Origin of the sequence: Sphingomonas sp. PAMC 26621 (genome assembly GCF_000251145.1) — a bacterium.
GTDB lineage: Bacteria > Pseudomonadota > Alphaproteobacteria > Sphingomonadales > Sphingomonadaceae > Sphingomonas.
On record NZ_AIDW01000020.1, the window covers coordinates 42,308 to 64,194 of the forward strand.

The window sequence follows — 21,887 nt, forward strand, 5'->3', positions numbered from 1 at the left end:
AAAAATCGCGACGAAGCCTGCGTGTTGTATCCAACCGATACGCCTAGTCAAATGGGTTAACAAAATTCCTGCGCAGCGTTCGCTGCCGCCATTTCCGCCCGATCCGGATTCGCCACACCAGCCCTGCCGCGACATAGCCGATCGCCGCGAGCACGGCGGACATCACGACCAGCCCGACGATCGTCGCCGGGCCGACCTGCGCGACCAGCGTGTGGAACCAGCTTGCATGCGCGGCGACGTTGCTGGCGATCGGACGGCCCGGGATCGTCCGGTCCCAGTGCAGGATCCAGCATCCGATGTGATAGGCGCTGAAATAGAGCGGCACGCTGGTCAGCGGGTTGTGCAACAGGGTCGTCGCCACCGCGACCGGCACGTTGGCCCGCACCGGCAGCGCCGAGAGCGCCGCCACCGGCGCATGGACGAACGGAAACAGGATCCCGCTCACCACCCCCAGCGCGACACCGCGCGGGACCGAGCGCCGCGTGAAGCGCCACAGTACCGGGTGCAGGATGCGATGCGCGACCGGTCGCAGGAAACGGTTGCGCTCGATCCCCTCGCGAGTCGGGATATGGCTCAGCGCAAAGCCCCAGGCGCGCGCCACTAAAGTCTTCGAGGCGGCGGCGTCAGCCACGGTCGCGCATCAGCCGGCCCTGTTCGCGCTTCCAGTCGCGCTCCTTGATCGAATCGCGCTTGTCGTGCGCCTTCTTGCCCTTGGCGAGCGCGAGCTCGATCTTGGCACGCCCGGTCGAGTTGAAATAAATCATCAACGGAATCAGCGTCATCCCGTCGCGATTGACCGCACCGTGCATCTTGTTGATCTCGCGCGCGTGGAGCAGCAACTTGCGCGGCCGTTTCGGCTCATGGTTGAACCGGTTGCCGTGGCTGAATTCCGGGATGTTCGAATTGACCAGCCACACCGCGCCATCCTTGGCCTCGGCGTAGCTTTCGACGATCGACCCCTGCCCGGTGCGGAGCGATTTGACCTCGGTCCCGGTCAAGGCGATCCCCGCCTCGAACACCGACTCGATGGAATAATCGTACCGCGCGCGCCGGTTCTCGGCGACGATCTTGGTTTTTTCGAACGTTACAGGTTTGGGACGCGCCATAGGAGGGGCGATGTAGGACGTGCCGCGCGGATGAGAAAGCCCCGTCGCGTCGAGCCGTGATTCGATTGCGAAGGATCGAACCGGCCGACCCATCGTTACTGACATAAATGTTAAGGTCCGTGCCCCTACGCTATCGCGCCGGGGATCGATCTCGGATAGGATACGCCATGGCCCAGTTCGCGACGCACAACTTCCCGATCGACATCGACGCGGCCGACATCGACTTCATGGGGCACGTCAACAACGCGTCCTATCTGAAGTGGGTACAGGCAGCGGTCATCAGCCACTGGCAGCGCTTCGCCCCCGCCGATGCGCTGGCGACGCACGCCTGGGTCGCGCTCAAGCACGAGATTACCTATCGCAAGCCGACCTTCCTCGACGACGAGGTCATCGCGACGGTCCTGCTCGAAAACGTGCAAGGCGCCCGCGCCTTCTACGAGACGATCATCAAGCGCGGTGAAGAGGTTCTCGCCGAGGTGAAGTCGAGCTGGTGCTGCCTCGATATCGAGACCAAGCGGCCCGCGCGTCTGGCGCAGGGCGTGATCGACCGGTTCTTCGCGAAAGACTGAGTTTGCCGTGGCGGGGCGCTCAGCACCCCCGCAGTACCACCCCGGCGAAGGCCGGGGGCCTAACTGCGGAACAGTCGCCAGGGAATGCTGCGCTCCATGACGCAGGACCTCACTAATGGACCCCGGCCTTCTCCGGGGTGGCGCTAAAAGACAAAAGGCGCAGCCTCAAACCAGCCCTGCCCCCGCCAGCCCCGCATCCACCGCGCGCTGGCTCGCCTCGCTCGGCCACGTCATCGGCAACCGCAACGCCTTGGGGAACGACGGCCGCACCCGGTTGACCGCATATTTCACCGGCCCCGGCGATGCATCGGTAAACAACGAGACGTGGAGTGCGAACAGACGATCGTGCAGCGCCAGTGCAGCCGTATAATCTCCGTCCGCGCACGCCGCCTGAAACTCCGCGCACAACCGGGGCGCGACGTTCGCCGTCACCGAGATACACCCGACGCCCCCGGTCGCGTTGAACGCGAGCGCCATGTCGTCATTCCCCGACAATTGGACGAACCCCTCCGGACACACCGCCCGCTGCGCCGAAACGCGCTGGATCACACCCGTGGCATCCTTGATCCCGATCACGCTGGGGAACGCCTGCGCGATCCGCCCGACCGTCTCGGCCGCAATGTCGGTCACCGTCCGCCCGGGGACGTTGTACAGCACGATCGGCAGGTCGCAGCTGTTCGCGACCGCCTCGAAGTGGCGGAAGATGCCCTCCTGGTTGGGCCGGTTGTAATAAGGCGGGACCATCAGCGCGGCATCCGCGCCCGCCGCCTTGGCCGCTGCGATATTGTGGATCGCGACCCGCGTGTCGTTCGACCCTGCCCCGGCGAGCACCGGCACGCGCCCGCGCGCCTGGTCGACGCAGACGCCGACGATGTGAAAATGCTCGTCAGCGGTCAGCGTCGCCGCCTCGCCGGTCGTCCCGCATGGCACCAGCCCGGCGGAGCCTTCCGCGATCTGCCATTCGACGAAATCGCGGTACGCCGGCTCGTCGAAGGCGCCATCGGCGGCGAACGGCGTGACGAGCGCCGGGATCGATCCCGAAAACATGCTGTTATGCTCCTGCGCAACGGTCTGCCCGTCGCATTTCCTGTTTTTCGACGGGACAAATACGGACAGGAAGCATAGTCTGTCCACATGATTGCAACGCTGTTCAAATCGGGTTTCCTGCTGGCCGGTGTCTCCAGTCTGGCGGTGCCGGCGGATGCCGTGCAGGAGCAGCTCGGCTGGGGCCGCGCGACGCAGATCCTGACCGGGGCCAATCCCGCGAACGTCGGCATTGCCTCGGCGATTTCCGAATGGAAGATGCTGCAGACGACCGGCTATGGCTTCGATCGCTATGCCGCATTCCTGATCGCGCATCCCGGCTGGCCAAACGAGATGGCGCTCCGCCGCTCGGCCGAGCGCGCGCTCGAGACGCCGGGCTGGTCGCCCGCCACCGCCGTCTCCTATTTCCGGCGCTTCCCGCCGCTGAGCGGCACCAGTCGAACCCGCTACGCCGAGGCACTCGCCGCGACCGGCGCGCGCGCCGATGCCAACGCCGCCGCGCGCGCCGCCTGGGTATCGGGCACGATCTCGCCGGTCGACGAGGCGAAGATCCAGGCGTTCTACCCCGGCGCGCTGAGCCAGGCGGACCAGGACGCGCGGATGGACATGCTGCTGTGGCAGGGCTCGACCCTCGCCGCACAGCGCCAGGTCATGCTGACCAGTCCGGCGCGGCGTCCGCTGTTCGAGGCGCGGCTCGCCTTCCGCACCAACGCTCCCGACGCCTCCGACCGCGCCGCCGCGACGCAGGCGCTGGGCGCGACCGATCCGGGCTGGCTCGCCGACCGCGCGAGCTGGTATCGCCTCAACGGCGCCTCCAACAGCGCACGCGGAACGCTCGCGCAACGCGCGCCACTCGCGGTCGTCCCGGGCAGCGCCGAACAATGGTTCGAAGTCCTGCTGACCAACGCACGCGCCGCCGCGAACGATGGCCAGACTGCCGTCGCCTATGACATCGCGCGCCGCGTCGACGACGCCTATCCAGCAGGCACCGACGTCAGCGCGCGCCCGTATGGCGAGCGCGACGATTATACGAGCCTGGTCTGGCTCGCCGGCCAGGCAGCGATGAAGCAGATGAACCGGCCCGCCGATGCCACCGGCCTGTTCCTGCGCTACGCCAATGCCTCCAAGACCCCGACGACGCAGTCGAAAGGCTTCTACTGGGCAGGCCGCGCCGCCGAAGCGGCGGGCAACCGCGCCGCGGCAAACGGCTATTACGCGCGCGGTGCGGGCTTCCGCGACATGTTCTACGGCCAGCTCGCGATCGAGCGGCTCGGCCAGACGCTGACCGCCCCCGCCGCCCCGGCCGCTCGCCCGGTCGACGCCGCCACGCGCACCGCTTTCTACGCGCGCGAAACGGTGCGCGCGGCGCAATATCTCGGGACGACCGGCGCGTGGCTCGACCAGACCGCCTTCGTCCGCCAGATCGCGATAGATGCCAAGACCGACAGCGACCACGTCCTCGCCGCCGAAGTCTCGCGCACGCTCGGCCGCCCCGATCTCGGCGTAATGGTCGGGCGTAGCGCGCTCCAGAACGGCCTCAGCGATTACACCACGGTCGGCTTCCCCAACGTGCGTGTTCCGGTCGCGAGCCAGGACGACTGGACGATGATCCACGCGATCGCCCGGCAGGAAAGCCAGTTCGACCGCGCCGCGATCAGCCACGCGGGTGCGCGCGGGCTGATGCAGCTGATGCCGGGCACCGCGCGCGAGACCGCGACCAAGCTCGGGCTTGCGTATGACGCCTCGGCACTGATGACCGACACCGATTACAACATCATGGTCGGGTCGAGCTATTTCCGGAAGATCTTCGGCACCTTCGGCAGCTACCCGCTCGCGGTCGCGGCGTATAATGCGGGCCCGGGCAACGTGAATAAATGGCTCCGCGCGAACGGCGACCCCCGCATGGCGGGCGGCCCGGACATGATCGACTGGATCGAGGCGATCCCGATCTACGAGACCAAGAACTACGTCCAGCGCGTGCTCGAGAATGCGGTGGTGTACGACCTGATGAACCCAACCCGGTCGCGCTCATCCGGGCCGAACCGGATCAGCTGGTATCTGGGCAAGCGCACCGCCGGCTGACGCGACGATGGACCGCCCGAACTACATCACGCCCGCAGGCTATGCTGTCCTGAGCGCGGAATATCAGCAATTGCTTGGCGAGGAGCGCCCCAAGCTGGTCGACGTCATTTCCTGGGCGGCGGGCAACGGAGACCGATCGGAAAACGGCGACTATATCTACGGCCGCAAGCGGCTGCGCGAGATCGACCGGCGGCTCGGTTTCCTCGCGCGGCGTATGAAGGCCGCCAAGGTGGTCGACCCTGCCGCGCAGCCGGATCACGGCCGGGTCTGGTTCGGCGCGACCGTGACGATCGCCGACGAGGACGACGAACGCCGCGTGCTGACGCTGGTCGGTGACGACGAGACCGATGCCGCCGCGGGCAAGATCGGGTGGAACGCCCCGATCGCGCGCGCGCTGCGCGGTGCGGCGGTGGGCGACATCCGCCGCGTGACCCTGCCCGCGGGCGAACGCGAGTATGAGGTGATGGCGATCGCCTACCCGGCAACGGATCGTTTCGTATCCGACAATTGACGGTTGCCGCGGCGCGGCGCACCTCGCGGGTTCCACCATGACAGGACCTTGCCAATGCCGATCCCGACGCTCTGGTCCCCGCGCCTGTTGAGTTTGTTGCGTATCATCGTCGGACTGGGCTTCGTCCAGCATGGCTGCTCGAAGTTCTTCGGCATTCCCCCCTTCCCGATGCCGCTGACCCCGCTGTTCATGGTCGCGGGCGTGCTCGAGCTTGGCGGCGGTGCGCTGATCCTGCTCGGCCTGTTCACGCGACCGGTCGCATTCGTGCTGTCGGGCATGTCCGCGGTCGCGTACTTCATGGTCCACTTCCCGCAGAGTTTCTTCCCCGCGGCGAATGGCGGCGAAGCGGCGATGCTCTACTGCTTCGTCTTCCTTTACCTAGCCGCCGCCGGTCCGGGTCCGATCAGTCTGGATGCGCGCCGCAGCGCCTGATGGGCGCTGGCCTGCGACGAACGCAGGTTCGCAGGCCTTTCATGTTGATGCGCTGCAACCGGCGTCGCGCTACACCACGACGGACTGCGCGGTTTGTGTGCGGGTCCAACGTAACCAGTGAGTGATGCCGATGCAGCGCGCGTTCGTAAGCGGAAAGGTCCAGCGGACCGGCTATCGGGATTGGGTCGTCCGGCGCGCGCAGGAACTGGGCGCGATCGGCTGGGTCCGCAACCGCACCGATGGTCGCGTCGAACTGCTCGCAGCGGGGGATGAGGGTGCGGTCGCCCGGCTGATCGAGCTGTGCCGCCAGGGGCCGGACACAGCCCGCGTCGACCATGTCGAGGCGCAGCCCGACAATGAGCGCGCGCCCAAGGGGTTCACCAAGCGCTTCACCGTCTGATTGCGCGTCGACGCGCGCCTGCTATGGTGTGGTCATGACCGCGCAGGATGCCCTCGCCGTTCCCTTCACCGCGAAGCTGACGGTGGCCGATTACCTGTTGCTTGACCGGTCGGGTGCGTTCGATGCCTATGCAAAGACGGAGCTGATCGATGGCGCGGTGGTCGCGGTGAATGCGCAGTTCAGCGAGCATTTCACGGTGTCCAACCGGCTGTACCTGCGACTCGTCGCGGCCTGCGCCGCGCTTGATCGTGACGTGGAAGCCTGGATGGAGGGCTCGATCGGTATGCCGCCGCATAACGTGCCACAGCCCGACATGTTCGTTACGAACACGACGCCGGTATCCGGGCTGGTGGACAAGAATACCGTTCTACTGATCGTCGAGGTCGCTTCCACCACACTCAGGACCGACCTACGCCCGGATGGAAATTGCGGAATATTGGGTTGTCGACGTGAAAGCGCAGGTCATCCACCAGATGTGGGCCCCCTCCGGCGAGGCCTACGCGGAGCGGCGGGTGATCGCCTTCGGGGATCGGGTCGAGTCCGAGACGATCAACGGCCTCGGCGTGGATACCGCGGCGCTCTGAGGCCGAAGGTCGCCGAACAACCAATCGTCGCTGGTTGAAGTTCCGGAAGTCTCCCCGGCGAAGGCCGGGGCCCAGTCGGAATGTCCGAGGTAACGAAGCGCCGGCGCTTGAAAACTCGCGTTTCGCAACTTGGCCCCGGCCTTCGCCGGGGAAGCACAGCAGATCAGTCAGCTCAGCGCCAGCTCAGCGCGTCAGCTTCTTGTACGCCAGCCGCGTCGGACGATCCGCCGCATCGCCCAGGCGACGCCGCTTGTCTTCCTCATAGGATTCGAAGTTCCCCTCGAACCACTCGACATGGCTGTCACCCTCGAACGCGAGAATGTGCGTCGCAAGGCGATCGAGGAAGAAGCGGTCATGGCTGATCACCACCGCGCAACCCGCGAACGACTCCAGCGCCTCTTCCAGCGCGCGCAGCGTCTCGACGTCGAGATCGTTGGTCGGCTCATCGAGCAGGAGGACGTTGCCACCCTCCTTGAGCATCTTGGCGAGATGGACGCGGTTGCGCTCACCGCCCGACAGCTGGCCGACCTTCTTCTGCTGGTCCTGGCCCTTGAAGTTGAACGCGCCGACATAGGCCCGCGTGCCCAGCTCCTGCTTGCCGAAACGGAAGATCTCGAGCTTGTCCGAGATTTCCTCCCAGACGTTGTTGTTCGGGTCGAGATCGTCGCGCGACTGGTCGACGTACCCGAGCTTGACCGTCTGCCCGACTTCGATCGAGCCGACGTCCGGGGTTTCCTGTCCGGTGATCAGCTTGAACAGCGTCGACTTGCCCGCGCCGTTCGGCCCGATGACGCCGACGATCCCGCCCGGGGGCAGCACGAAGTCGAGGTTCTCGAACAGCAGCTTGTCGCCGTACGACTTGGTCAGGCCCTTCGCCTCGATCACCTTGCCGCCGAGACGCTCGGGCAGCTGGATGAGGATCTGCGCCTTACCGATCGAGCGATTCTCCTGCTTTTCCATCAGCTCGTCGAACGCGCGGATACGCGCCTTGGACTTGGTCTGGCGCGCCTTCGGGGTCTGCCGCATCCACGCCAGCTCGTCGGCGATCGCCTTGGCCTTGCCCTGCTCCTCGCGATCTTCCTGCTCGAGCCGCTTGACCTTCTTTTCCAGATACCCGGAATAGTTGGATTCATAGGTGTAGTAGCGCCCGCGATCGAGCTCGAGCACCCAGTTGACGACGTTATCCAGGAAGTAGCGGTCATGCGTCACGAGGATGACGTTGCCGGTATATTCCTTGAGGTAGTTTTCGAGCCACGCGACGCTTTCGGCATCGAGATGGTTGGTCGGCTCGTCGAGCAGCAGGATACCCGGCTTTTCGAGCAACAGCTTGCAGAGCGCGACGCGACGCTTCTCGCCACCCGACAGGTTGGTGACCGAGCTGTCGCCCGGCGGGCAGCGCAGCGCTTCCATCGCCTGCTCGAGCTGGCTGTCGAGCGCCCAGCCGTCGGCGGCGTCGATCTTGGTCTGGAGATCGCCCATCTCCTCCATCAGCGCGTCGAAATCGGTGTCGTCCTGCGGATCGCCCATTTCGGCGGAGATCGCATTGAACCGCTCGACCATCAAAGCGACGGGCCCGGCGCCCATCTTGACGTTCTCGATCACGGTCTTGGTCGGGTCGAGCTGCGGCTCCTGCGGCAGATAGCCGACCTTGATTCCGTCCGCGGCCCACGCTTCCCCGGTGAAGTCCGGGTCGATCCCGCCCATGATCTTCATCAGCGTCGACTTGCCCGAGCCGTTCGGTCCGATGATCGCGATCTTCGCGTCGGGCAGGAACTGCAGGTGGATGTTGTTGAGCACCGGCTTGGGCGCACCGGGGAAGGTCTTTGACAGGCCCTTCATCACATAGCTGTACTGCACGGCCATAGCCGATGATGCTCCGTTCACATGAGGCTGGAAATATAGACTTCATGTAGCGAGCATGCGGTGGATTGGCAACGTGGCCGCCGGTGGATACGGTGACGGCTCGACGCGGGGGGCGTCACGAACCGGACCTGAGATCCGCGCGCGTCCTGTCCCCTGCACGCACCTTCGCCGCCGACCCCGTCGGCCCGGCAAACGCCCGCCTTCTATGGAGTGTCCCTGCATGACCATCCGTTCGCTGTTTCTCGCGTCGACGTTGCTGGCCACCCTTTCCGTCCCCGCGATGGCGCAGCGTGCGATGCCCACGGCAGTCGCGCCCGACGCAGGCGTCGCTTCGATCCGCGACAAGGCGCTGCAGGACGACGTCGCCTATGACATCGTCTCGGGCCTGACGACCGAGATCGGCCCGCGCCCCGATGGCTCGCCCGCCGAGGAACGCGCGCGGCAGTGGGCGGTCATCAAGCTCAAGGGGCTGGGCTTCCAGAACGTGCGGATCGAACGCTATGAGCTCAAGAACGTCTGGGTTCGCGGCACCGAGACCGCCGAAGTCATCGCCCCCTTCCCGCAGCCGCTGCGGCTGACCGCGCTCGGCAATTCCGGCGCGACCCCGGCCAAGGGGCTGACGCTCCCGGTCGTCTATTTCCCGAGCTTCAACGATCTGCTGCTTGTCCCCGCGGGTAGCCTGAAGGGCAAGATCGCGTTCGTGTCGAACAGCATGCAACCGACGCAGGATGGCTCCAGCTATGGCAGCCAGGGCGGCGCACGCTTCCTCGGCCCGAACGTCGCCGCAACGAAGGGCGCCGCGGCGATCGTGATCCGCTCGATCGGCACCGATCACGGCCGCGGGCCGCACGCGGGGACGACCAACTTCGCGCCGGGCGTCACGCCGATCCCCGCCGCCGCGCTGTCGGTCGCGGATGCGGAGAACCTCGAACGCATGTTCAAGACCGGCAAGCCGGTCTCGCTCCACCTCACGCTGACGCCGACCGTCGTCCCCAGCCGGAACTCGGGCAACGTCGTTGCCGAAGTCCCCGGCTCGGATCCGTCGGCGGGCATCGTGCTTATCGGCGGGCACCTCGACAGTTGGGATCTCGGCACCGGCGCGATCGACGATGGCGCGGGCGTCGCGATCACCGCCGCCGCGGCCAAGCACATCATGGCGGCGGGCACGCCGCGCCGCACGATCCGCGTGGTGTGGTTCGGCGACGAGGAGACCGGCGGTTTCGGTGGCGAGGCCTATGCCAAGGCGCATGCGACCGAGCAGCACACGATCGCGTCCGAATCCGATTTCGGCGCGGACCGGGTGTGGCGCTTCGAAACCAATCTGCCCGATTCCGCCAAGCCGGTGGTCGACCGCCTTGCCGTCGCGCTCGCGCCGATCGGCGTGGTGCGCGGTGCGGACAAGGCGCACGGCGGGACCGACGTCGAGCCGACGCTCGCGCTTGGCGGCGGCGGGATCGACCTCAACCAGTCGGGCTTGCGCTACTTCGATTACCACCACACGCCCGAGGATACGCTCGACCTGATCGTCCCGGCGCAGCTTCGCCAGAACGTCGCGGCGTGGGCGACGATGCTTGCGGTCGTCGCCAATGCGCCCGAAACGATCGGGCCGGTTGGTGCCACAAAGTGACATCGGCTCGTCGCAAATATGGCTGAAACGTGGCGAAATGGTAACCGAATCGGTGATTGTCGATTGACGCACCGCAGCGAGCCGTTATGCCACCGGTCTTCGCGGCGGCACCTGTCACCGTGAAATGCCTTATTTGCTTGGGAGCAATTGCATGAAGAAGACCGCCCTTGTTCTCGTCGCCGCCGGCCTGGTTTCGCTCGCCGCGTGCAACAAGAACCCAGAAGCTGCTGCGATCGAGAACAATGCTGACATGGTCGCTGACGCGGTCGACAACAATGCAGCGATGATCGACGACATGGCGTCGAACACCTCGAACGCTACGGCTTCGGCAGTGTTGGACAACAAGGCTGACCAGCTCCACGACCAGGCCGACAACATCCGCGCCGATGGCGACGCCAAGGCTGACAACGTCCAGTAAGGACGTTGCGCCGGGCCATCGCTCGGACGCTGAACGAAGGGCGCTACCGCATCGCGGTGGCGCCCTTTTTTATTGCGGCGCAGTGAGGAAGAACCGTCGCGAACGACGGGAAGGTGGCGCCTACCCCGCCGGCAACCGCGCCATCATCGCATCGAGCGTCGCCAGCCGCAGCGCAATCCCCGCGCGATAGGGTGCGTTCGGCGGGCTCAGCGCCAACGCCCGCGCCCAATACCGCCGGCCGTTGCGGAAGTCTCCCGACTGTACGTAGGCCAGCCCCTCGAAGAACGGCGGCGCGGGATGTTCGGGCGCAAGCCGGGTCGCCTGGGCGAATGCGAGCTTGGCAGCGGGCGACACCACGCCCCCGTCGTGCTGCGCGAGCGCGGTGCCGAGTCCGGTCCACAGCGTCAGGCTGCGCGGGTAGGCGTTCGCGCCCATCATCACGATGCGGGTCCCGCTGTCGCGGCTGCCGCTACGCATCAGCGCGTCGGACGCGATGAGATACGCGCCGTCGCCACTGAACCGCCCCAGCATCTGGTCGCGCAACTCGGTAACCTGCGGGTAGACCGCGACCGGGTTCCGATCCGGACGCATCGGATGCCCACCAAGCCCGGCATGCTCCTGCGCCGCATAGCCCGCCGCGCCGAGCATCAACGCAGCCCCCACCATCGTCCACAGCGAGCGCGCGACCCCGCCGAGCCACAGGCTCGCCGCCGCGACCCCGCCGAGCAGCACCATCATCATCCAGCCGCTCACGCGCGTCTACCCGAGGCTCTATCCATCGCCCGACCATGCGCGCGAACCGGAAGCCGGGCAACCGCAAGCACGGCTCGCGCGTTTCTCGACAAACCCCTCCCGCAGGACTTTTCCATGAAGAAACTCATTGCGTTCGATCTCGATGGCACGTTGGCGGAGAGCAAGCAGCGGATCGGCGATCCGATGGCCGCGCTTTTGGCGCAGTTGCTCGAGGTCGCACACGTCGCAGTGATTTCGGGCGGCGACTGGCCGCAGTTCGAGACACAGGTCGTCGCAGCCCTGCCCGCAGGCACGCAGCGCGAGAAGCTGTTCATCATGCCGACCACGGGCACCAAGCTGTACCGGTTCGAGCAGGATGCGTGGAAGCCGATCTATGCGGATGTCTTCGCCCCGGACGAGCGTGACCATATCCTGCAGGCGCTCGACGCGGCGACCAAGGAGGCCGGGTTCGCGGACGAGAAGATCTGGGGCGAGCGGGTCGAGGATCGCGGGAGCCAGATCACCTTCTCGGGGCTGGGGCAGGAAGCGCCGCTCGACGCCAAGAAGGCGTGGGACCCCGACTTCGCGAAGCGCAAGGCAATGCAGGTGATCCTGCGCAAGGCGCTGCCCGATCTGTCGGTCAACATCGGCGGGTCGACCTCGCTGGACATCACGCACAAGGACATCGACAAGGCGTACGCAATGCGGAAGCTCGCCGACGCGTCCGGGATCGCGACCGAGGACATGCTGTTCCTCGGCGACGCGATCTATCCCGGCGGCAATGACGATGCGGTTCGCGCGGCGGGGATGGACACGGTTGCGGTGCGCGACGTCGAGGATACGATGACCGCGGTACGCGCGATGATCGCGTGTCTGAAGTAGCTGCCTACTGCCAGATTCTTCCCCGGCGAAGGCCGGGGCCCGGTAGCGAAGGTCGACGCAACTGGGCGCAACGCTTGGAAAACTAGCGTTTCGCTACTGGGCCCCGGCGTTCGCCGGGGACGCAATAAAAAAAGAAAACGCTTACCCGCGCCCGATCAGCCTGCGCGCCATCGCGTCGGCAACGTCCGACGCCGGTGCCCCCGAACGATCGCTCTCGTCCCAGATCGCGACGAGCCGCTCGGGGATCCGCGCAATCCGCGTCTCGACTTCGGCCTGGTCGCCGCGTCCGAGATATTCGAGCGCGACGTTGATGATCCCGCCCGCGTTGATGACATAATCCGGCGCGTAGAGGATGCCACGCTCCTGCAGCGTCGTGCCTTCGGCCTGCGTCAGCAGCTGGTTGTTCGCGCCGCCCGCGATGATCTTGGTCTGCAACGCGTCGATCGACTGCGGCGTCAGGATCGCGCCGAGCGCGTTCGGGCTGACGATGTCCGCCTTCGTCGACAGGATCGCATCCGCCGACACCGTCTCGCCGCCGAGTTCCTCCGCCAGCGCCTTCGCGCGGTCGGCGTTGACGTCCGCGAGCGTCAGCTTTGCGCCGTCCTTGGCGAGCAGCCGGGCGAGACCGCCACCGACGCTGCCGACACCCTGGATCGCGACGTGCACGCCGCGCATGTCATCCGCCCCGAGGCCGCGCTTTGCCGCTGCCTTGACGCCGAGATACACGCCCATCGCGGTATATGGCCCGGGATCGCCACCCGCGCTGCCCGCCGCGACCGGAAGCCCGGAGACGTGCTTGGTGACGGTCGCGATCGTCTTCATGCTCGCTTCGGACATGCCGACGTCTTCCGCCGTCACATACCGCCCACCGAGCGATTCGACCGCGCGACCGAACGCCTCGAGCTGTGCCTGGCTGATCGTGTCGCCGGGGTTGGCCGCGAGGACCACGCCCTTGCCGCCGCCCATCGGCAGGTCGGCCATCGCGTTCTTGAAGCTCATCCCGCGCGACAGACGCAGCGCATCGGTGATGGCGCGATCATGATCGGCGTAATGCCAGAAGCGGACCCCGCCTGCTGCCGCCCCGAGCGCCGTGGAATGGACCGCGATTACCGCGCGCAGGCCGCTGGCCGGATCGGTGAAGAGATGGACGCCTTCGTGGTCGTCGAAATCGGGGAAGCCCCAGCCGGTGGTCAAAGCACAAGTCCTGGCTGTTAAAGGAATGGGGCGACCGACGGGACTTGAACCCGCAACATCCGGCATCACAAGCCGACGCTCTAACCAATTGAACTACGATCGCCGCAGAGTGGGCGCTCCTAGCGGGAGCAGGGCCCCACCGTCAAGAATGCTCGTTCAGAAATTACCATTGATCGAGAGCATATGCCCCTTCGACGTCGGCCGGAAGCCGCTCAGCTCGAGTTTCTGCGCCACCGTTGGGTCGCTCGTGCGGACGGTTAGCTGTGCGACGAAGCGTCCGTTTTGCCACAATTGCAGGTCGACATGCTCGCTCCCCGACTGGCTCGCGAGCGGAAGCAGCAGCGCGCCCGCGTCGCAGTGGGCGTTGCCCGAAAGCCCCTGCCCCAGCGCGATTCCGCCGAGATCGCCGCCCAGCACCGCCTTCACCCGACCATCCGCCTTGTCGCAATTACCATCACGGTAGCGCACGCTGACGTCGTCGAGGTCGAGCCCGGTCACCGGCAGCGGCGCGAACACGTTCCCGGCCGGAAGGCGCGCGGTCATGTCGTCGATTCCGACCGCATGCCGCGACACGCTGACCGCACCGCTGATTGTCCGCGCGCCCGATTCGGCGCCGGGCGTCGCCTGCCCCGTCAGGTCGATTCGCGCGCGCCCAACCGCGAGCGGGAAGGGCGACAGGCGCGCGCCCAGATCGCCAAGCGCGATCTGCCCGACCTGCGCTTCGCGCACTCCGCCGAACCAGACGCTGCCCGTTGCCTCGCGGGCCGCGACTCGACTCGACTCGAGGTCGAACCAGCCGAGCACCAGCCGCAACGGGAGCAAGACGATCAGCGCAAGCACGAAGACCGCGCCGAACAGAGCGATCGGACCGGTCCTGAGACGAAACCGCGTCATTGTCCGCGCGCCCGAAGCGTCATCTGTGCCCCCACCGTGCGGTCGCCATTGTCGGTCGTGGTCAGTTGTTCGACCAGCACGCCCGACGCCTCCAGATCCGCGATCCACCCGGTCAGCGCGCCCGGGCGCGCCGACTGGATCGAGATCGCGACCCGGTCCCCGCCCTGCGGCGTTACTGCCGCCAGCGCGAAGCCCGCGTCATTGGCGCGCGTGCGAATCAGCGTTTCGAGCGGCTCGGCAAGCGGCGCGATCCGTTCCGCCTGTGCCGCCTTGACCGAGTCGATCCGGACCTGCGTCTCGCCCAGCGCGATCACGTCAGTGGCATGCCGCCCGCGTTCGGATTCGAGCACGTCGTTGAGCGGGACGATCAGCAGATAGGCGATCGCAAGGATCGCGATGACCCCGCCCGCGAGCACGAGCCGTTGCTCGCGCTGCGTCCGCGCGCGATACCACAGGAGCAGGCGTTCGGTCATCGCGGCTTCACCACCAGCTCGCCCGACAGGCGTCCGCCGGTCGAGACCAATTGCCCCTGAGTCGTCGTCTCGAACCCCGCCGCACCGATCCGGCGCCGCAGGTCGAGGATCTGTCCCTCGTTCTGCAACCCGACGGTGACGCGCAGCGCGCCCAGCGAATCGAACGACAGCGTCCGCAACTCGGTCCCCGGCGTCGCCTGTACCGCGGCGAACACCGCCGCGGTCGTCCGGGTGAACCCCTGCCCGCCGCCGCGCAGCCGCTCGAGCCGCGCATCCAGCTGCCGGTCGGCATCGCTCACCGCCTCGCCGCGCGCGAGGCCGGTCCGCGCCAGCAGGTCGGTGCGGCGTTCGAGCTCATTGGCCGCAATCGAATATTTGATCAGCAGCACGACCGTGATCAGCACCGTAACCGCCAGGATCGCAGCGCTTAACCACGCAAGCCGCCGGATCAGCCCCCAGTCGATCCCGATCTTGCGCCGCCGCGCGAAAGCGCCCTGCCGCAAATCGAGCGCCGGAGCGGCTACCGCCGCGACGATCGCCGCCTCGACCTCGCCGCGCGAGAGCACTTCGGGCGCGACCCCGCCGGTGACGAGCTCGGTCAGCCGCGCCTCGTCCGCAAACCCGCTGGTTGCGCCGCGCACGACCCCCTCGCCGCCGAGATCGGCCCGGACATAACCGGTTTCCGGACGCGGCAGCAGCATCGGTGCCGGCAGCACTGCGTCCGGATCGACGCCATTCGCGGCAAGCGTATCGAGCCACGCCTGCATCTGCCCCGCCGCGACCACGCCAATCGGCCGCTCGACCGCATCGCCTTCACGGCCCACCGCGACATGCAGCGCGCCGATCGGCGTCGCGCTCGCATCCGCTGCGAGCAACCGCGCCGCAGTCACCGATTGCGCGACCGAGCGATCGGGAAGATCCGCCCAGTGCAGCGTCACCGCATCCGCCGGCACGACCGCGACATGGCTACGCCCGTCCTCGGTAGCGAGCGTCGGGAACCCGTCGCCCCGCGCCGCGACGACATTGCCGGCGATGTGGAGCCAGCGCCACGGCAGGTCGTGCGCCGGCAGGAAGAGGACTAGCGTGTCGGTCATGGTCGCTCGCCCCATTGCCGCGAGACGAGCCGCGCGGGAAGGGTTGATGCGTCGATCAGCCCCGATTGTTCGAGAACGGTTCCGCCCAGCGTCACGTCGACCTTGAGCGTGAACCAGCGGGTGGTGATGTCGGTATGGTCCGCCGCATCGGCGGTCGAGCCCTGCACCGCCGCCTGCGCGAGGAATGCGGCGTTGGTCGCAAAACCCGTTGGCGGACGCCGCAGCAGCATCTGCCGCGCACCCTCGACCGACATCGTGTCGGGGTACAGCATCGCCACCAACGGGGCCTGTTCGGGAAGCAAAGTATTGACGTTGAGCTTGAACGGCTTGGCCTCGGGCAGGGTGCAGATCCACGGGCGCAGCTTTTCGTAATCCGCGCGCGAGACGCCGCTCACCGCGCGGAGCTCGCTCGGGTCGCTCATCAGCGTATTGCCGGTGCGATAGCCCTGCCGTCCCCCGCCATAGGACGAATCCTCCGCGCCGCCGTCGAGCGGCGAGTTGTCCGTATCGATCCAGTCGGACGCAGCGGCGGCGATCGCGTCGGGCGAGCGCGCGGATGGATCGACCAGCCGGATCAGCCGCGCGAAGATCAGGCGGCTGGCGGTGTAGGGTGCGAACGACCCGGGGGTGGTCTCGGTGACGAGGCTGTTGAGGTTGAAGCAATTCCCCCCGTCGGTCACGCGCGCGGTGGCGCTGCCGTTGGGGATCGGCAAGGCGAACGGGGTATCGCTCCAATTGCCCTGGAGCGTCACGCGGTTCTTGCTCTTCTGGAGCAGGTCGGTGACCTTGACGACCGCGAGCGTCTCCGCCGCGAGCGAATAGGCGCGCGCCTGGTCGAGTGCGACCGCATTGCCGCCGAGCCGTGTCGCGAGCCGGAGCTTCTCGAGCGCGGTCCCCGCGAGCACCGCGATCACCGCGACGAGCAGCAGCACCGTCAGCAGCGCCGCTCCGCGCTCGCCGGGGGGGCCGGGATCAGTTGACGCCGACATTGGGCCGCCTCGCATAGCCGGTGCCGACCAGGAACATCTGGCGCGTCTCGATTCCGTTGGTGCGCAGGACCCGCAGTTCGACCGCATCGGGGAGCGGCATCCGAACGCTGCCCGTCACCGATCACTCCACGCGCCGCGAATCCGGTAGCGCAGCAGGACCTGCCTGACGCGGGGCACGAGCGCGGTCGGGGGGAGCGGCTGCGCGCCATCGAGCATCGGATAAGCGACCCGCGCAAGCGCACCGTCGATCACCGCATATTCGACCTTCTGCACCTCCGCGCGTGGGTTGCCGTCGAGATCGCTCCACCCGCCGCGCGCGAAGCGCAGCATCGGGACCGCGGTCGGCCCCGATCCGCCAACGAACGACGGCGTGACCGCCCCGCTCTCGTCACGGACGGGGCGGTCGAGCGCCTGCGCGAAATCGGCGGTCATGATCGAGGTAAGCTGGTTCATCCCCGACACGTCGTCGAGCTTGGCCGCGGTCGCCCCCTGTGCGCGGACCGAGAAGGCGAGCAGCGCCACCCCGGCGGCCGAGAGCAGGCCGAAGATGAGGAGCGAGATCATCACCTCGATGAGGGTGAACCCGGCCTCCGCCGCCTTCGCGCGCGCTTCTACTTCCCCTACTCCCTTCCCTTCCCCGGCGAAGGCCGGGGCCCAGTCGGAAAGGTCGCGGTAATGTAGCGCAGCCCCCGCCATTCCCGGCCCGCTACTGGGCCTCGGCCTTCGCCGGGGAAGCATACCTTGGGTCAGGGGACGCCCAAAATTCACGGCCGCGTCGCCCCATCACGCACGACCGTCAGATGCCCCGCGCGCCGCCCGCCCGGATCCAGAACCGTCACGTCGATCCGCAAGATCCGTGCGTCCCCGGTCGGCTGGACCACGCGTGTCCACGCCCACGACCGCCCGCCATTCTGCTCGATCCCGCTCGCCGCGCCAATCGTCGGCGCACGTCCATCCGTCATCGCGGTATAGGCGACGTTGCGCGCAACGATCTGCGCCATCAGCGTCGTATCCAGCGTCGTCGCCCCACGGATCGTCGCGCCCTCCAGCCGGATCAGCGCGAGTGCCGCGAGGCTGAAGACCGCGAGCGCGACCATCATCTCGATCAGCGTGAAGCCGCGATCTCCGAAGCGCGCGCGCTCAGGCACCGATCTTGACCCGCCCGTCATTGCCGATCCGCACAGTCAGGTTTTCGGTCGCGCGGTGGAGCACGACGTCGAGCGGGCGATCCGCGCTCCCGGTCGAATCGAACAGGATCCGGTCGCGCGCGCCAGATGCCGGGACCGCCTCGGTCCCCTTGCTCCAGCGCGTGACGCGAAGCGGCTTCTCGCTCATCGCGACCCACGCGCCGTCGCGCCGCGCATCGAAGCCATAGCCCCCCGCCGACACCCACACGCTCACCGGCCGCGCGGTGACGACCGCAAGGTCATGCGCGGCCCGCGCGCGCGCCGCGAATTGCGCCCCCTCGTCGCGCAGCCGTCCGCGCGGATCGGGGAGCGCCAGCACGACCACGGCGCTCGCCAGCCCGATGATCGTGATCACGATCATCAGCTCGATCAGGGTGAACCCCTGCGCGCCGCCAAAGCGGTTACTGCCAGCTACCGATATCGGCATTGACGCCCTCGCCGCCTTCCTTCTTGTCGGCACCGAGCGTCCAGACGTCCGCCTCGCCATGCTGGCCGGGCGCAGCATACAGATAGGCCTTGCCCCACGGGTCGAGCGGCAGCTTCTTGATATAACCGCCGCGCTGATACTTGCTCGCGTCCGCATCGGCGGGGGCGCTGACCAGCGCCTGCAACCCGTCCGAGGTCGACGGATAGGCGTCGTTCTGGAGCTTGTAGAGATCGAGCGCGCCCTCGATCTGCGCGATGTCGGCCTTCGCCTTGGTGATCTTGCCCTTGTCGCCCAGCGGCAGGACATTGTACGTCACGATCGCGGCGAGCAGCCCGAGGATGACGATCACGACCATCAGCTCGATCAGCGTAAACCCCTGTTCCGACGAGCGAACACGGCGGTTGAGGGCGGGGATTGGGGTAATATCCGTCATAACAAACCTTATTGTCCGGCAAGCGTGTTGAGCTGCAGGATCGGCAACAGGATGGATAGCACGATCGTCGCGACCACGCCCCCCATCAGGACGATGATGATCGGTTCGAGCAACGACAAAGCGGTCGTCGTGAACCGGTCGAATTCGCGCTCAAGATAGTCCGCTGCGCGCTCGAGCATTTCGTCGAGCTGGCCCGCGGTTTCGCCGGATGCCGCGAGATAGGTCAGCAGCGGCGGGAACACGCCCGTCCGCCGCATCGCCGCCGACAGGCTCCCGCCGCCGCGGATCGCCTCGACAATCTCGTCCGATGCCGCCTTGAGCCGCAGGTTGCGGATCGTGCCGCCGGTGAGCGCTAGGCCCTCGAGCAGCGGCAACCGACTCGCCACCATCGTCGCGAGCGTCCGCGCCATCCGCGCGGCGTGGAGATCGCGGAACAGCCGCCCAATCAGCGGCACGCGCAGGATCCACGTATCGAAGCGCAGCTTGACCGCGGGGTTCTTGAGCGCGCGCCAGAAGCCGATCCCGCCGAGCACCATCGCGAGCAGCAACGCCCACCAGTAGCTGACCATGAAGTTCGAGATGCCCATCACGATCCGCGTCAGCAACGGCAATTGCTGCCCGACCGTGTCGAACTGCTCGACCACCTGCGGCACGACGAACACCATCAGCGCAGTGACGACCGCCATCGCGACGACCGCGAGCACCGAGGGATACGCCAGCGTGGTGATGATCTGCCCGTTGATCTCGGCCTGGCGTTCGAGCAGCACCGACAGGCGTTCGAGGATCACCGGAAGCGACCCCGACGTCTCGCCCGCCGACACCATCGCACGGTACAAAGCCGGGAAGCTCTTCGCCTCGCGCGCCATCGCCTCGTGGAGGCGGCGGCCCTCGGTGACGCCCGCGTGGACCGAATCGACGATCGCGCGGACATGCTCCTGCTCGGTCTGGCGCGAGATCGTGCGGAGCGACTGTTCGAGCGGGGAGACTCGGTTGAGCGTCGCGAGCTGGCGTGTGAACAGGGTGAGCTGCTTGGTGCTCATCTTGCGGCTGCCGAGGCGGAGGTCGGAGAACAACGGCTTGCCGCGAGTCTGGGCGGACGAACGGCCCGAACCGGGTTCGACCTTGACGACATAGAGCTTGCGCCGGTCGAGCAACTTGCGTGCGTCCTCGATCGACGGCGCGGCAACCTGCCCGCGCGCCTCGCGGCCCTTCGTGTCGATCGCGAGATAATCGAAGTCAGGCATTTGGACACCCGATACGGATCGCCCTCACATCCGTTCGTTTCGAGCGAAGTCGAGAAACCTGCGTTGGTGCCGGGTTTCTCGACTTCGCTCGAAACGAACGGTGGGAGGGATGCCCCTCACTCACCAACCGACTCCGGCAATGGCATCGGCGCTTCGGCATCCGCCATGTCACGCCGCGAGATCCGCACCGCTTCCTCGGGCGTCGTCTTGCCGTCGCGCACCAGCGCCCGCGCCGCACTGCCGAGGTTTGGCGAATGCAGAAAGGCATGCCGCGCGATAATCGATTCATCACCGCCATCGTTGATCAGCCGCCGCACGGTATCGTCGATCCGGATCGCCTCATAGACGCCGATCCGCCCCTTATACCCCGTCCCCTGGCAATGCTCGCACCCGACCGCCTCATAGACGATCGCGCCCGAATCGAACCCGAGCAATGCGGAGACCGACCCCGTCGCTTGCACCGGCCGCCGGCAATGTTCGCACAACCGCCGCACCAGCCGCTGCGCGATCACCGCGCGCAGCGTGGAGGCGAGCAGGAACGGCTCGACCTTCATGTCGCGCATCCGCGTGATCGCGCCGACCGCGTCGTTGGTGTGGACCGTCGACAGCACGAGATGTCCGGTCAGCGACGCTTGAACCGCGATCTCGGCGGTCTCGCGGTCGCGGATTTCGCCGACCATCACGACATCGGGATCTTGCCGCAGGATCGCGCGCAGCCCCGCCGCGAAGGTCAACCCGACCTTGGCGTTGACCTGCGTCTGCCCGACACCCTCCATCGCGTATTCGACCGGATCCTCGACCGTCAGGATATTGCGGCTGCCGTCGTTGAGCAGCCGCATCGAGGCGTAGAGCGTCGTCGTCTTGCCCGACCCGGTCGGCCCGGTGACGAGGATGATCCCGTTCGGCTCGGTGATCGCTTCCTTGAGCAACTGGTTGATCGCAGGCGTCATCCCCAGCACGTCGAGTGTGATCCCGGCATTCTCCTTGTCGAGGATCCGCAGCACGACGCGCTCACCCGCCCGGCTCGGCAAGGTGGAGACGCGGACGTCGAGCAATTTGCCACCCAGCGTCAGCCCGATGCGGCCATCCTGCGGCACGCGCCGCTCGGCGATGTCGAGCCGCGCCATCACCTTGATCCGGCTGACGATCACCGGCGCGACATGCGGCGGCATCCGCAGCGTCTCGCGCAGCACGCCGTCGATCCGCATGCGGACGACTAGGCCGGTCTCATAGGGTTCGACGTGAATGTCGGACACGCCGTTGCGCGCGGCATCCGCGATGATGCCGTTGATCAGCCGGATCGCGGGCGCGTCGTCGGCAGTGTCGAGCAGGTCGTCCGCGGTTGGCAGGTCGCTCGCGAGCACGTCGAGCTCGTCGCCCAAGCCGAGCGTTCCCGCCGCCATCGCCGCCGCCTGCCCGTCCATCGCATAGGCTTCGGACAGCAGGCGGTCGAATTCGGTCGGGGTGACGAAACCGACGTCGAACGGGCGCGCAAGGTGACGCCGCAGTTCGAGCAGGACCTTCGGGTCCGAGCCCTCGCGCATCGCGATCGCGAAATGGCTGTCGGTGCCGGGGGCGAGCACGACCCCGAACCGGCGCGCGAAGGCGTAGGGAATGGTGACTTCGGGGAAAATAAGCCCCTCCCCTTCAGGGGAGGGGTTGGGGTGGGGAAGTCCAGCAGAGCTCGCTCTCGGTGAGACAC

26 protein-coding genes and 1 tRNA gene are annotated in these 21,887 nt (G+C 67.1%); 9 read left to right on the forward strand and 18 right to left on the reverse strand.

What is annotated here, in order from left to right; translation table 11 throughout:
• Positions 1 to 43: 43 nt before the first annotated feature.
• Together RI03_RS11395 and smpB are read right to left on the reverse strand one after the other, a co-directional pair.
• Positions 44 to 631 carry a DUF2062 domain-containing protein gene (locus tag RI03_RS11395; protein WP_026046665.1) on the reverse strand — a complete coding sequence of 196 codons (588 nt, stop codon included), beginning with the start codon at positions 629 to 631 and terminating at the stop codon, positions 44 to 46.
• A complete protein-coding gene (gene smpB / locus RI03_RS11400; protein WP_010164253.1) occupies positions 624 to 1,106 on the reverse strand; it encodes an SsrA-binding protein SmpB in 483 nt (160 codons plus the stop codon). Before smpB ends, RI03_RS11395 begins: the two co-directional genes overlap by 8 nt.
• 167 nt (positions 1,107 to 1,273) lie before the next feature.
• On the opposite strand from smpB, the gene RI03_RS11405 reads away from it, so the two are divergent.
• Positions 1,274 to 1,675 carry an acyl-CoA thioesterase gene (locus RI03_RS11405; RefSeq protein ID WP_010217453.1) on the forward strand — a complete coding sequence of 134 codons (402 nt, stop codon included), beginning with the start codon at positions 1,274 to 1,276 and terminating at the stop codon, positions 1,673 to 1,675.
• A gap of 165 nt (positions 1,676 to 1,840) precedes the next feature.
• Here RI03_RS11405 and dapA read toward each other — a convergent pair whose 3' ends face one another.
• Complete coding sequence (gene dapA, locus RI03_RS11410; protein WP_010217454.1) at positions 1,841 to 2,722, reverse strand: 4-hydroxy-tetrahydrodipicolinate synthase; 882 nt, start codon at positions 2,720 to 2,722, stop codon at positions 1,841 to 1,843.
• Between the two features lie 87 nt (positions 2,723 to 2,809).
• Between dapA and RI03_RS11415 the strand changes: the two genes are divergently transcribed.
• From RI03_RS11415 to RI03_RS22705, 5 genes are all read left to right on the forward strand, one after another.
• On the forward strand, positions 2,810 to 4,801 hold the full coding sequence (locus RI03_RS11415; RefSeq protein ID WP_010217455.1) for a lytic transglycosylase domain-containing protein: 1,992 nt from the start codon (positions 2,810 to 2,812) through the stop codon (positions 4,799 to 4,801).
• Between the two features lie 7 nt (positions 4,802 to 4,808).
• Positions 4,809 to 5,312 (forward strand): transcription elongation factor GreB, encoded by a 504-nt coding sequence (greB, locus tag RI03_RS11420; protein ID WP_010217457.1) that lies wholly within the window; start codon positions 4,809 to 4,811, stop codon positions 5,310 to 5,312.
• A 54-nt stretch (positions 5,313 to 5,366) separates the two neighbouring features.
• Positions 5,367 to 5,744: a DoxX family protein gene (locus RI03_RS11425; RefSeq protein WP_010164260.1), complete on the forward strand. Its 378-nt coding sequence runs from the start codon at positions 5,367 to 5,369 to the stop codon at positions 5,742 to 5,744.
• Between the two features lie 124 nt (positions 5,745 to 5,868).
• The gene (locus RI03_RS11430) at positions 5,869 to 6,144 is read left to right on the forward strand and encodes an acylphosphatase (RefSeq protein WP_010217459.1); all 276 of its coding nucleotides are present in this window, start codon (positions 5,869 to 5,871) and stop codon (positions 6,142 to 6,144) included.
• A gap of 34 nt (positions 6,145 to 6,178) precedes the next feature.
• Entirely contained in the window at positions 6,179 to 6,766 is a 588-nt protein-coding gene (locus RI03_RS22705) for a Uma2 family endonuclease (RefSeq protein ID WP_010217460.1), read from the forward strand.
• A gap of 145 nt (positions 6,767 to 6,911) precedes the next feature.
• Here RI03_RS22705 and ettA read toward each other — a convergent pair whose 3' ends face one another.
• Complete coding sequence (gene ettA / locus RI03_RS11435; protein ID WP_010164266.1) at positions 6,912 to 8,591, reverse strand: energy-dependent translational throttle protein EttA; 1,680 nt, start codon at positions 8,589 to 8,591, stop codon at positions 6,912 to 6,914.
• A 220-nt stretch (positions 8,592 to 8,811) separates the two neighbouring features.
• Between ettA and RI03_RS11440 the strand changes: the two genes are divergently transcribed.
• Both RI03_RS11440 and RI03_RS11445 read left to right on the forward strand, forming a co-directional pair.
• The gene (locus RI03_RS11440; protein ID WP_010217464.1) at positions 8,812 to 10,218 is read left to right on the forward strand and encodes a M20/M25/M40 family metallo-hydrolase; all 1,407 of its coding nucleotides are present in this window, start codon (positions 8,812 to 8,814) and stop codon (positions 10,216 to 10,218) included.
• A gap of 151 nt (positions 10,219 to 10,369) precedes the next feature.
• Positions 10,370 to 10,636, forward strand: coding sequence for a hypothetical protein (locus RI03_RS11445; protein WP_010164268.1), 267 nt, complete (start codon positions 10,370 to 10,372; stop codon positions 10,634 to 10,636).
• A gap of 120 nt (positions 10,637 to 10,756) precedes the next feature.
• Here the strand turns inward: RI03_RS11445 and RI03_RS11450 are convergent, their stop codons facing one another.
• Positions 10,757 to 11,389 carry a tetratricopeptide repeat protein gene (locus tag RI03_RS11450; protein WP_010217467.1) on the reverse strand — a complete coding sequence of 211 codons (633 nt, stop codon included), beginning with the start codon at positions 11,387 to 11,389 and terminating at the stop codon, positions 10,757 to 10,759.
• A 114-nt stretch (positions 11,390 to 11,503) separates the two neighbouring features.
• On the opposite strand from RI03_RS11450, the gene RI03_RS11455 reads away from it, so the two are divergent.
• Positions 11,504 to 12,250 carry an HAD-IIB family hydrolase gene (locus RI03_RS11455; protein WP_010217468.1) on the forward strand — a complete coding sequence of 249 codons (747 nt, stop codon included), beginning with the start codon at positions 11,504 to 11,506 and terminating at the stop codon, positions 12,248 to 12,250.
• A 141-nt stretch (positions 12,251 to 12,391) separates the two neighbouring features.
• On the opposite strand, the gene RI03_RS11460 is transcribed toward RI03_RS11455, so the two are convergent.
• From RI03_RS11460 to gspE, 13 genes are all read right to left on the reverse strand, one after another.
• Positions 12,392 to 13,444, reverse strand: a complete 1,053-nt coding sequence (locus tag RI03_RS11460) for a Leu/Phe/Val dehydrogenase (protein WP_010217469.1) — start codon at positions 13,442 to 13,444, stop codon at positions 12,392 to 12,394.
• A gap of 26 nt (positions 13,445 to 13,470) precedes the next feature.
• Positions 13,471 to 13,547 (reverse strand) — tRNA-His (locus RI03_RS11465).
• A gap of 53 nt (positions 13,548 to 13,600) precedes the next feature.
• Positions 13,601 to 14,338, reverse strand: coding sequence for a type II secretion system protein N (locus tag RI03_RS11470; protein WP_010217470.1), 738 nt, complete (start codon positions 14,336 to 14,338; stop codon positions 13,601 to 13,603).
• A complete protein-coding gene (gene gspM / locus RI03_RS11475) occupies positions 14,335 to 14,811 on the reverse strand; it encodes a type II secretion system protein GspM (RefSeq protein WP_010164273.1) in 477 nt (158 codons plus the stop codon). Before gspM ends, RI03_RS11470 begins: the two co-directional genes overlap by 4 nt.
• Complete coding sequence (gene gspL / locus RI03_RS11480) at positions 14,808 to 15,905, reverse strand: type II secretion system protein GspL (protein ID WP_010217471.1); 1,098 nt, start codon at positions 15,903 to 15,905, stop codon at positions 14,808 to 14,810. Before gspL ends, gspM begins: the two co-directional genes overlap by 4 nt.
• A complete protein-coding gene (gspK, locus tag RI03_RS11485; protein ID WP_010217472.1) occupies positions 15,902 to 16,894 on the reverse strand; it encodes a type II secretion system minor pseudopilin GspK in 993 nt (330 codons plus the stop codon). The genes gspL and gspK overlap by 4 nt, the downstream gene beginning before the upstream one ends.
• Positions 16,878 to 17,012 (reverse strand): hypothetical protein, encoded by a 135-nt coding sequence (locus RI03_RS25085; RefSeq protein ID WP_274517557.1) that lies wholly within the window; start codon positions 17,010 to 17,012, stop codon positions 16,878 to 16,880. Before RI03_RS25085 ends, gspK begins: the two co-directional genes overlap by 17 nt.
• On the reverse strand, positions 17,009 to 17,590 hold the full coding sequence (gspJ, locus tag RI03_RS11490; protein ID WP_010217474.1) for a type II secretion system minor pseudopilin GspJ: 582 nt from the start codon (positions 17,588 to 17,590) through the stop codon (positions 17,009 to 17,011). The genes RI03_RS25085 and gspJ overlap by 4 nt, the downstream gene beginning before the upstream one ends.
• A gap of 68 nt (positions 17,591 to 17,658) precedes the next feature.
• The gene (gene gspI / locus RI03_RS11495) at positions 17,659 to 18,042 is read right to left on the reverse strand and encodes a type II secretion system minor pseudopilin GspI (RefSeq protein WP_010217476.1); all 384 of its coding nucleotides are present in this window, start codon (positions 18,040 to 18,042) and stop codon (positions 17,659 to 17,661) included.
• A complete protein-coding gene (locus RI03_RS11500) occupies positions 18,035 to 18,508 on the reverse strand; it encodes a GspH/FimT family pseudopilin (RefSeq protein WP_010217477.1) in 474 nt (157 codons plus the stop codon). Before RI03_RS11500 ends, gspI begins: the two co-directional genes overlap by 8 nt.
• Positions 18,483 to 18,941, reverse strand: coding sequence for a type II secretion system major pseudopilin GspG (gene gspG / locus RI03_RS11505; protein ID WP_010217478.1), 459 nt, complete (start codon positions 18,939 to 18,941; stop codon positions 18,483 to 18,485). Before gspG ends, RI03_RS11500 begins: the two co-directional genes overlap by 26 nt.
• Positions 18,942 to 18,949: 8 nt before the next feature.
• Positions 18,950 to 20,185 carry a type II secretion system inner membrane protein GspF gene (gene gspF / locus RI03_RS11510; RefSeq protein ID WP_010217479.1) on the reverse strand — a complete coding sequence of 412 codons (1,236 nt, stop codon included), beginning with the start codon at positions 20,183 to 20,185 and terminating at the stop codon, positions 18,950 to 18,952.
• A gap of 116 nt (positions 20,186 to 20,301) precedes the next feature.
• Positions 20,302 to 21,819, reverse strand: a complete 1,518-nt coding sequence (gene gspE, locus RI03_RS11515; protein WP_037515216.1) for a type II secretion system ATPase GspE — start codon at positions 21,817 to 21,819, stop codon at positions 20,302 to 20,304.
• Between the last annotated feature and the right edge of the window lie 68 nt (positions 21,820 to 21,887).

Coding starts and splice junctions, on each gene's coding strand:
- smpB (WP_010164253.1), bottom strand. CDS start 1,106: ATGGCGCGTCCCAAACCTGTAACGTTCGAAAAAACCAAGATCGTCGCC.
- RI03_RS11405 (WP_010217453.1), top strand. CDS start 1,274: ATGGCCCAGTTCGCGACGCACAACTTCCCGATCGACATCGACGCGGCC.
- dapA (WP_010217454.1), bottom strand. CDS start 2,722: ATGTTTTCGGGATCGATCCCGGCGCTCGTCACGCCGTTCGCCGCCGAT.
- RI03_RS11415 (WP_010217455.1), top strand. CDS start 2,810: ATGATTGCAACGCTGTTCAAATCGGGTTTCCTGCTGGCCGGTGTCTCC.
- greB (WP_010217457.1), top strand. CDS start 4,809: ATGGACCGCCCGAACTACATCACGCCCGCAGGCTATGCTGTCCTGAGC.
- RI03_RS11425 (WP_010164260.1), top strand. CDS start 5,367: ATGCCGATCCCGACGCTCTGGTCCCCGCGCCTGTTGAGTTTGTTGCGT.
- RI03_RS11430 (WP_010217459.1), top strand. CDS start 5,869: ATGCCGATGCAGCGCGCGTTCGTAAGCGGAAAGGTCCAGCGGACCGGC.
- RI03_RS22705 (WP_010217460.1), top strand. CDS start 6,179: ATGACCGCGCAGGATGCCCTCGCCGTTCCCTTCACCGCGAAGCTGACG.
- ettA (WP_010164266.1), bottom strand. CDS start 8,591: ATGGCCGTGCAGTACAGCTATGTGATGAAGGGCCTGTCAAAGACCTTC.
- RI03_RS11440 (WP_010217464.1), top strand. CDS start 8,812: ATGACCATCCGTTCGCTGTTTCTCGCGTCGACGTTGCTGGCCACCCTT.
- RI03_RS11445 (WP_010164268.1), top strand. CDS start 10,370: ATGAAGAAGACCGCCCTTGTTCTCGTCGCCGCCGGCCTGGTTTCGCTC.
- RI03_RS11455 (WP_010217468.1), top strand. CDS start 11,504: ATGAAGAAACTCATTGCGTTCGATCTCGATGGCACGTTGGCGGAGAGC.
- RI03_RS11470 (WP_010217470.1), bottom strand. CDS start 14,338: ATGACGCGGTTTCGTCTCAGGACCGGTCCGATCGCTCTGTTCGGCGCG.
- gspM (WP_010164273.1), bottom strand. CDS start 14,811: ATGACCGAACGCCTGCTCCTGTGGTATCGCGCGCGGACGCAGCGCGAG.
- gspL (WP_010217471.1), bottom strand. CDS start 15,905: ATGACCGACACGCTAGTCCTCTTCCTGCCGGCGCACGACCTGCCGTGG.
- gspK (WP_010217472.1), bottom strand. CDS start 16,894: ATGTCGGCGTCAACTGATCCCGGCCCCCCCGGCGAGCGCGGAGCGGCG.
- gspJ (WP_010217474.1), bottom strand. CDS start 17,590: ATGGCGGGGGCTGCGCTACATTACCGCGACCTTTCCGACTGGGCCCCG.
- RI03_RS11500 (WP_010217477.1), bottom strand. CDS start 18,508: ATGCCGATATCGGTAGCTGGCAGTAACCGCTTTGGCGGCGCGCAGGGG.
- gspG (WP_010217478.1), bottom strand. CDS start 18,941: ATGACGGATATTACCCCAATCCCCGCCCTCAACCGCCGTGTTCGCTCG.
- gspF (WP_010217479.1), bottom strand. CDS start 20,185: ATGCCTGACTTCGATTATCTCGCGATCGACACGAAGGGCCGCGAGGCG.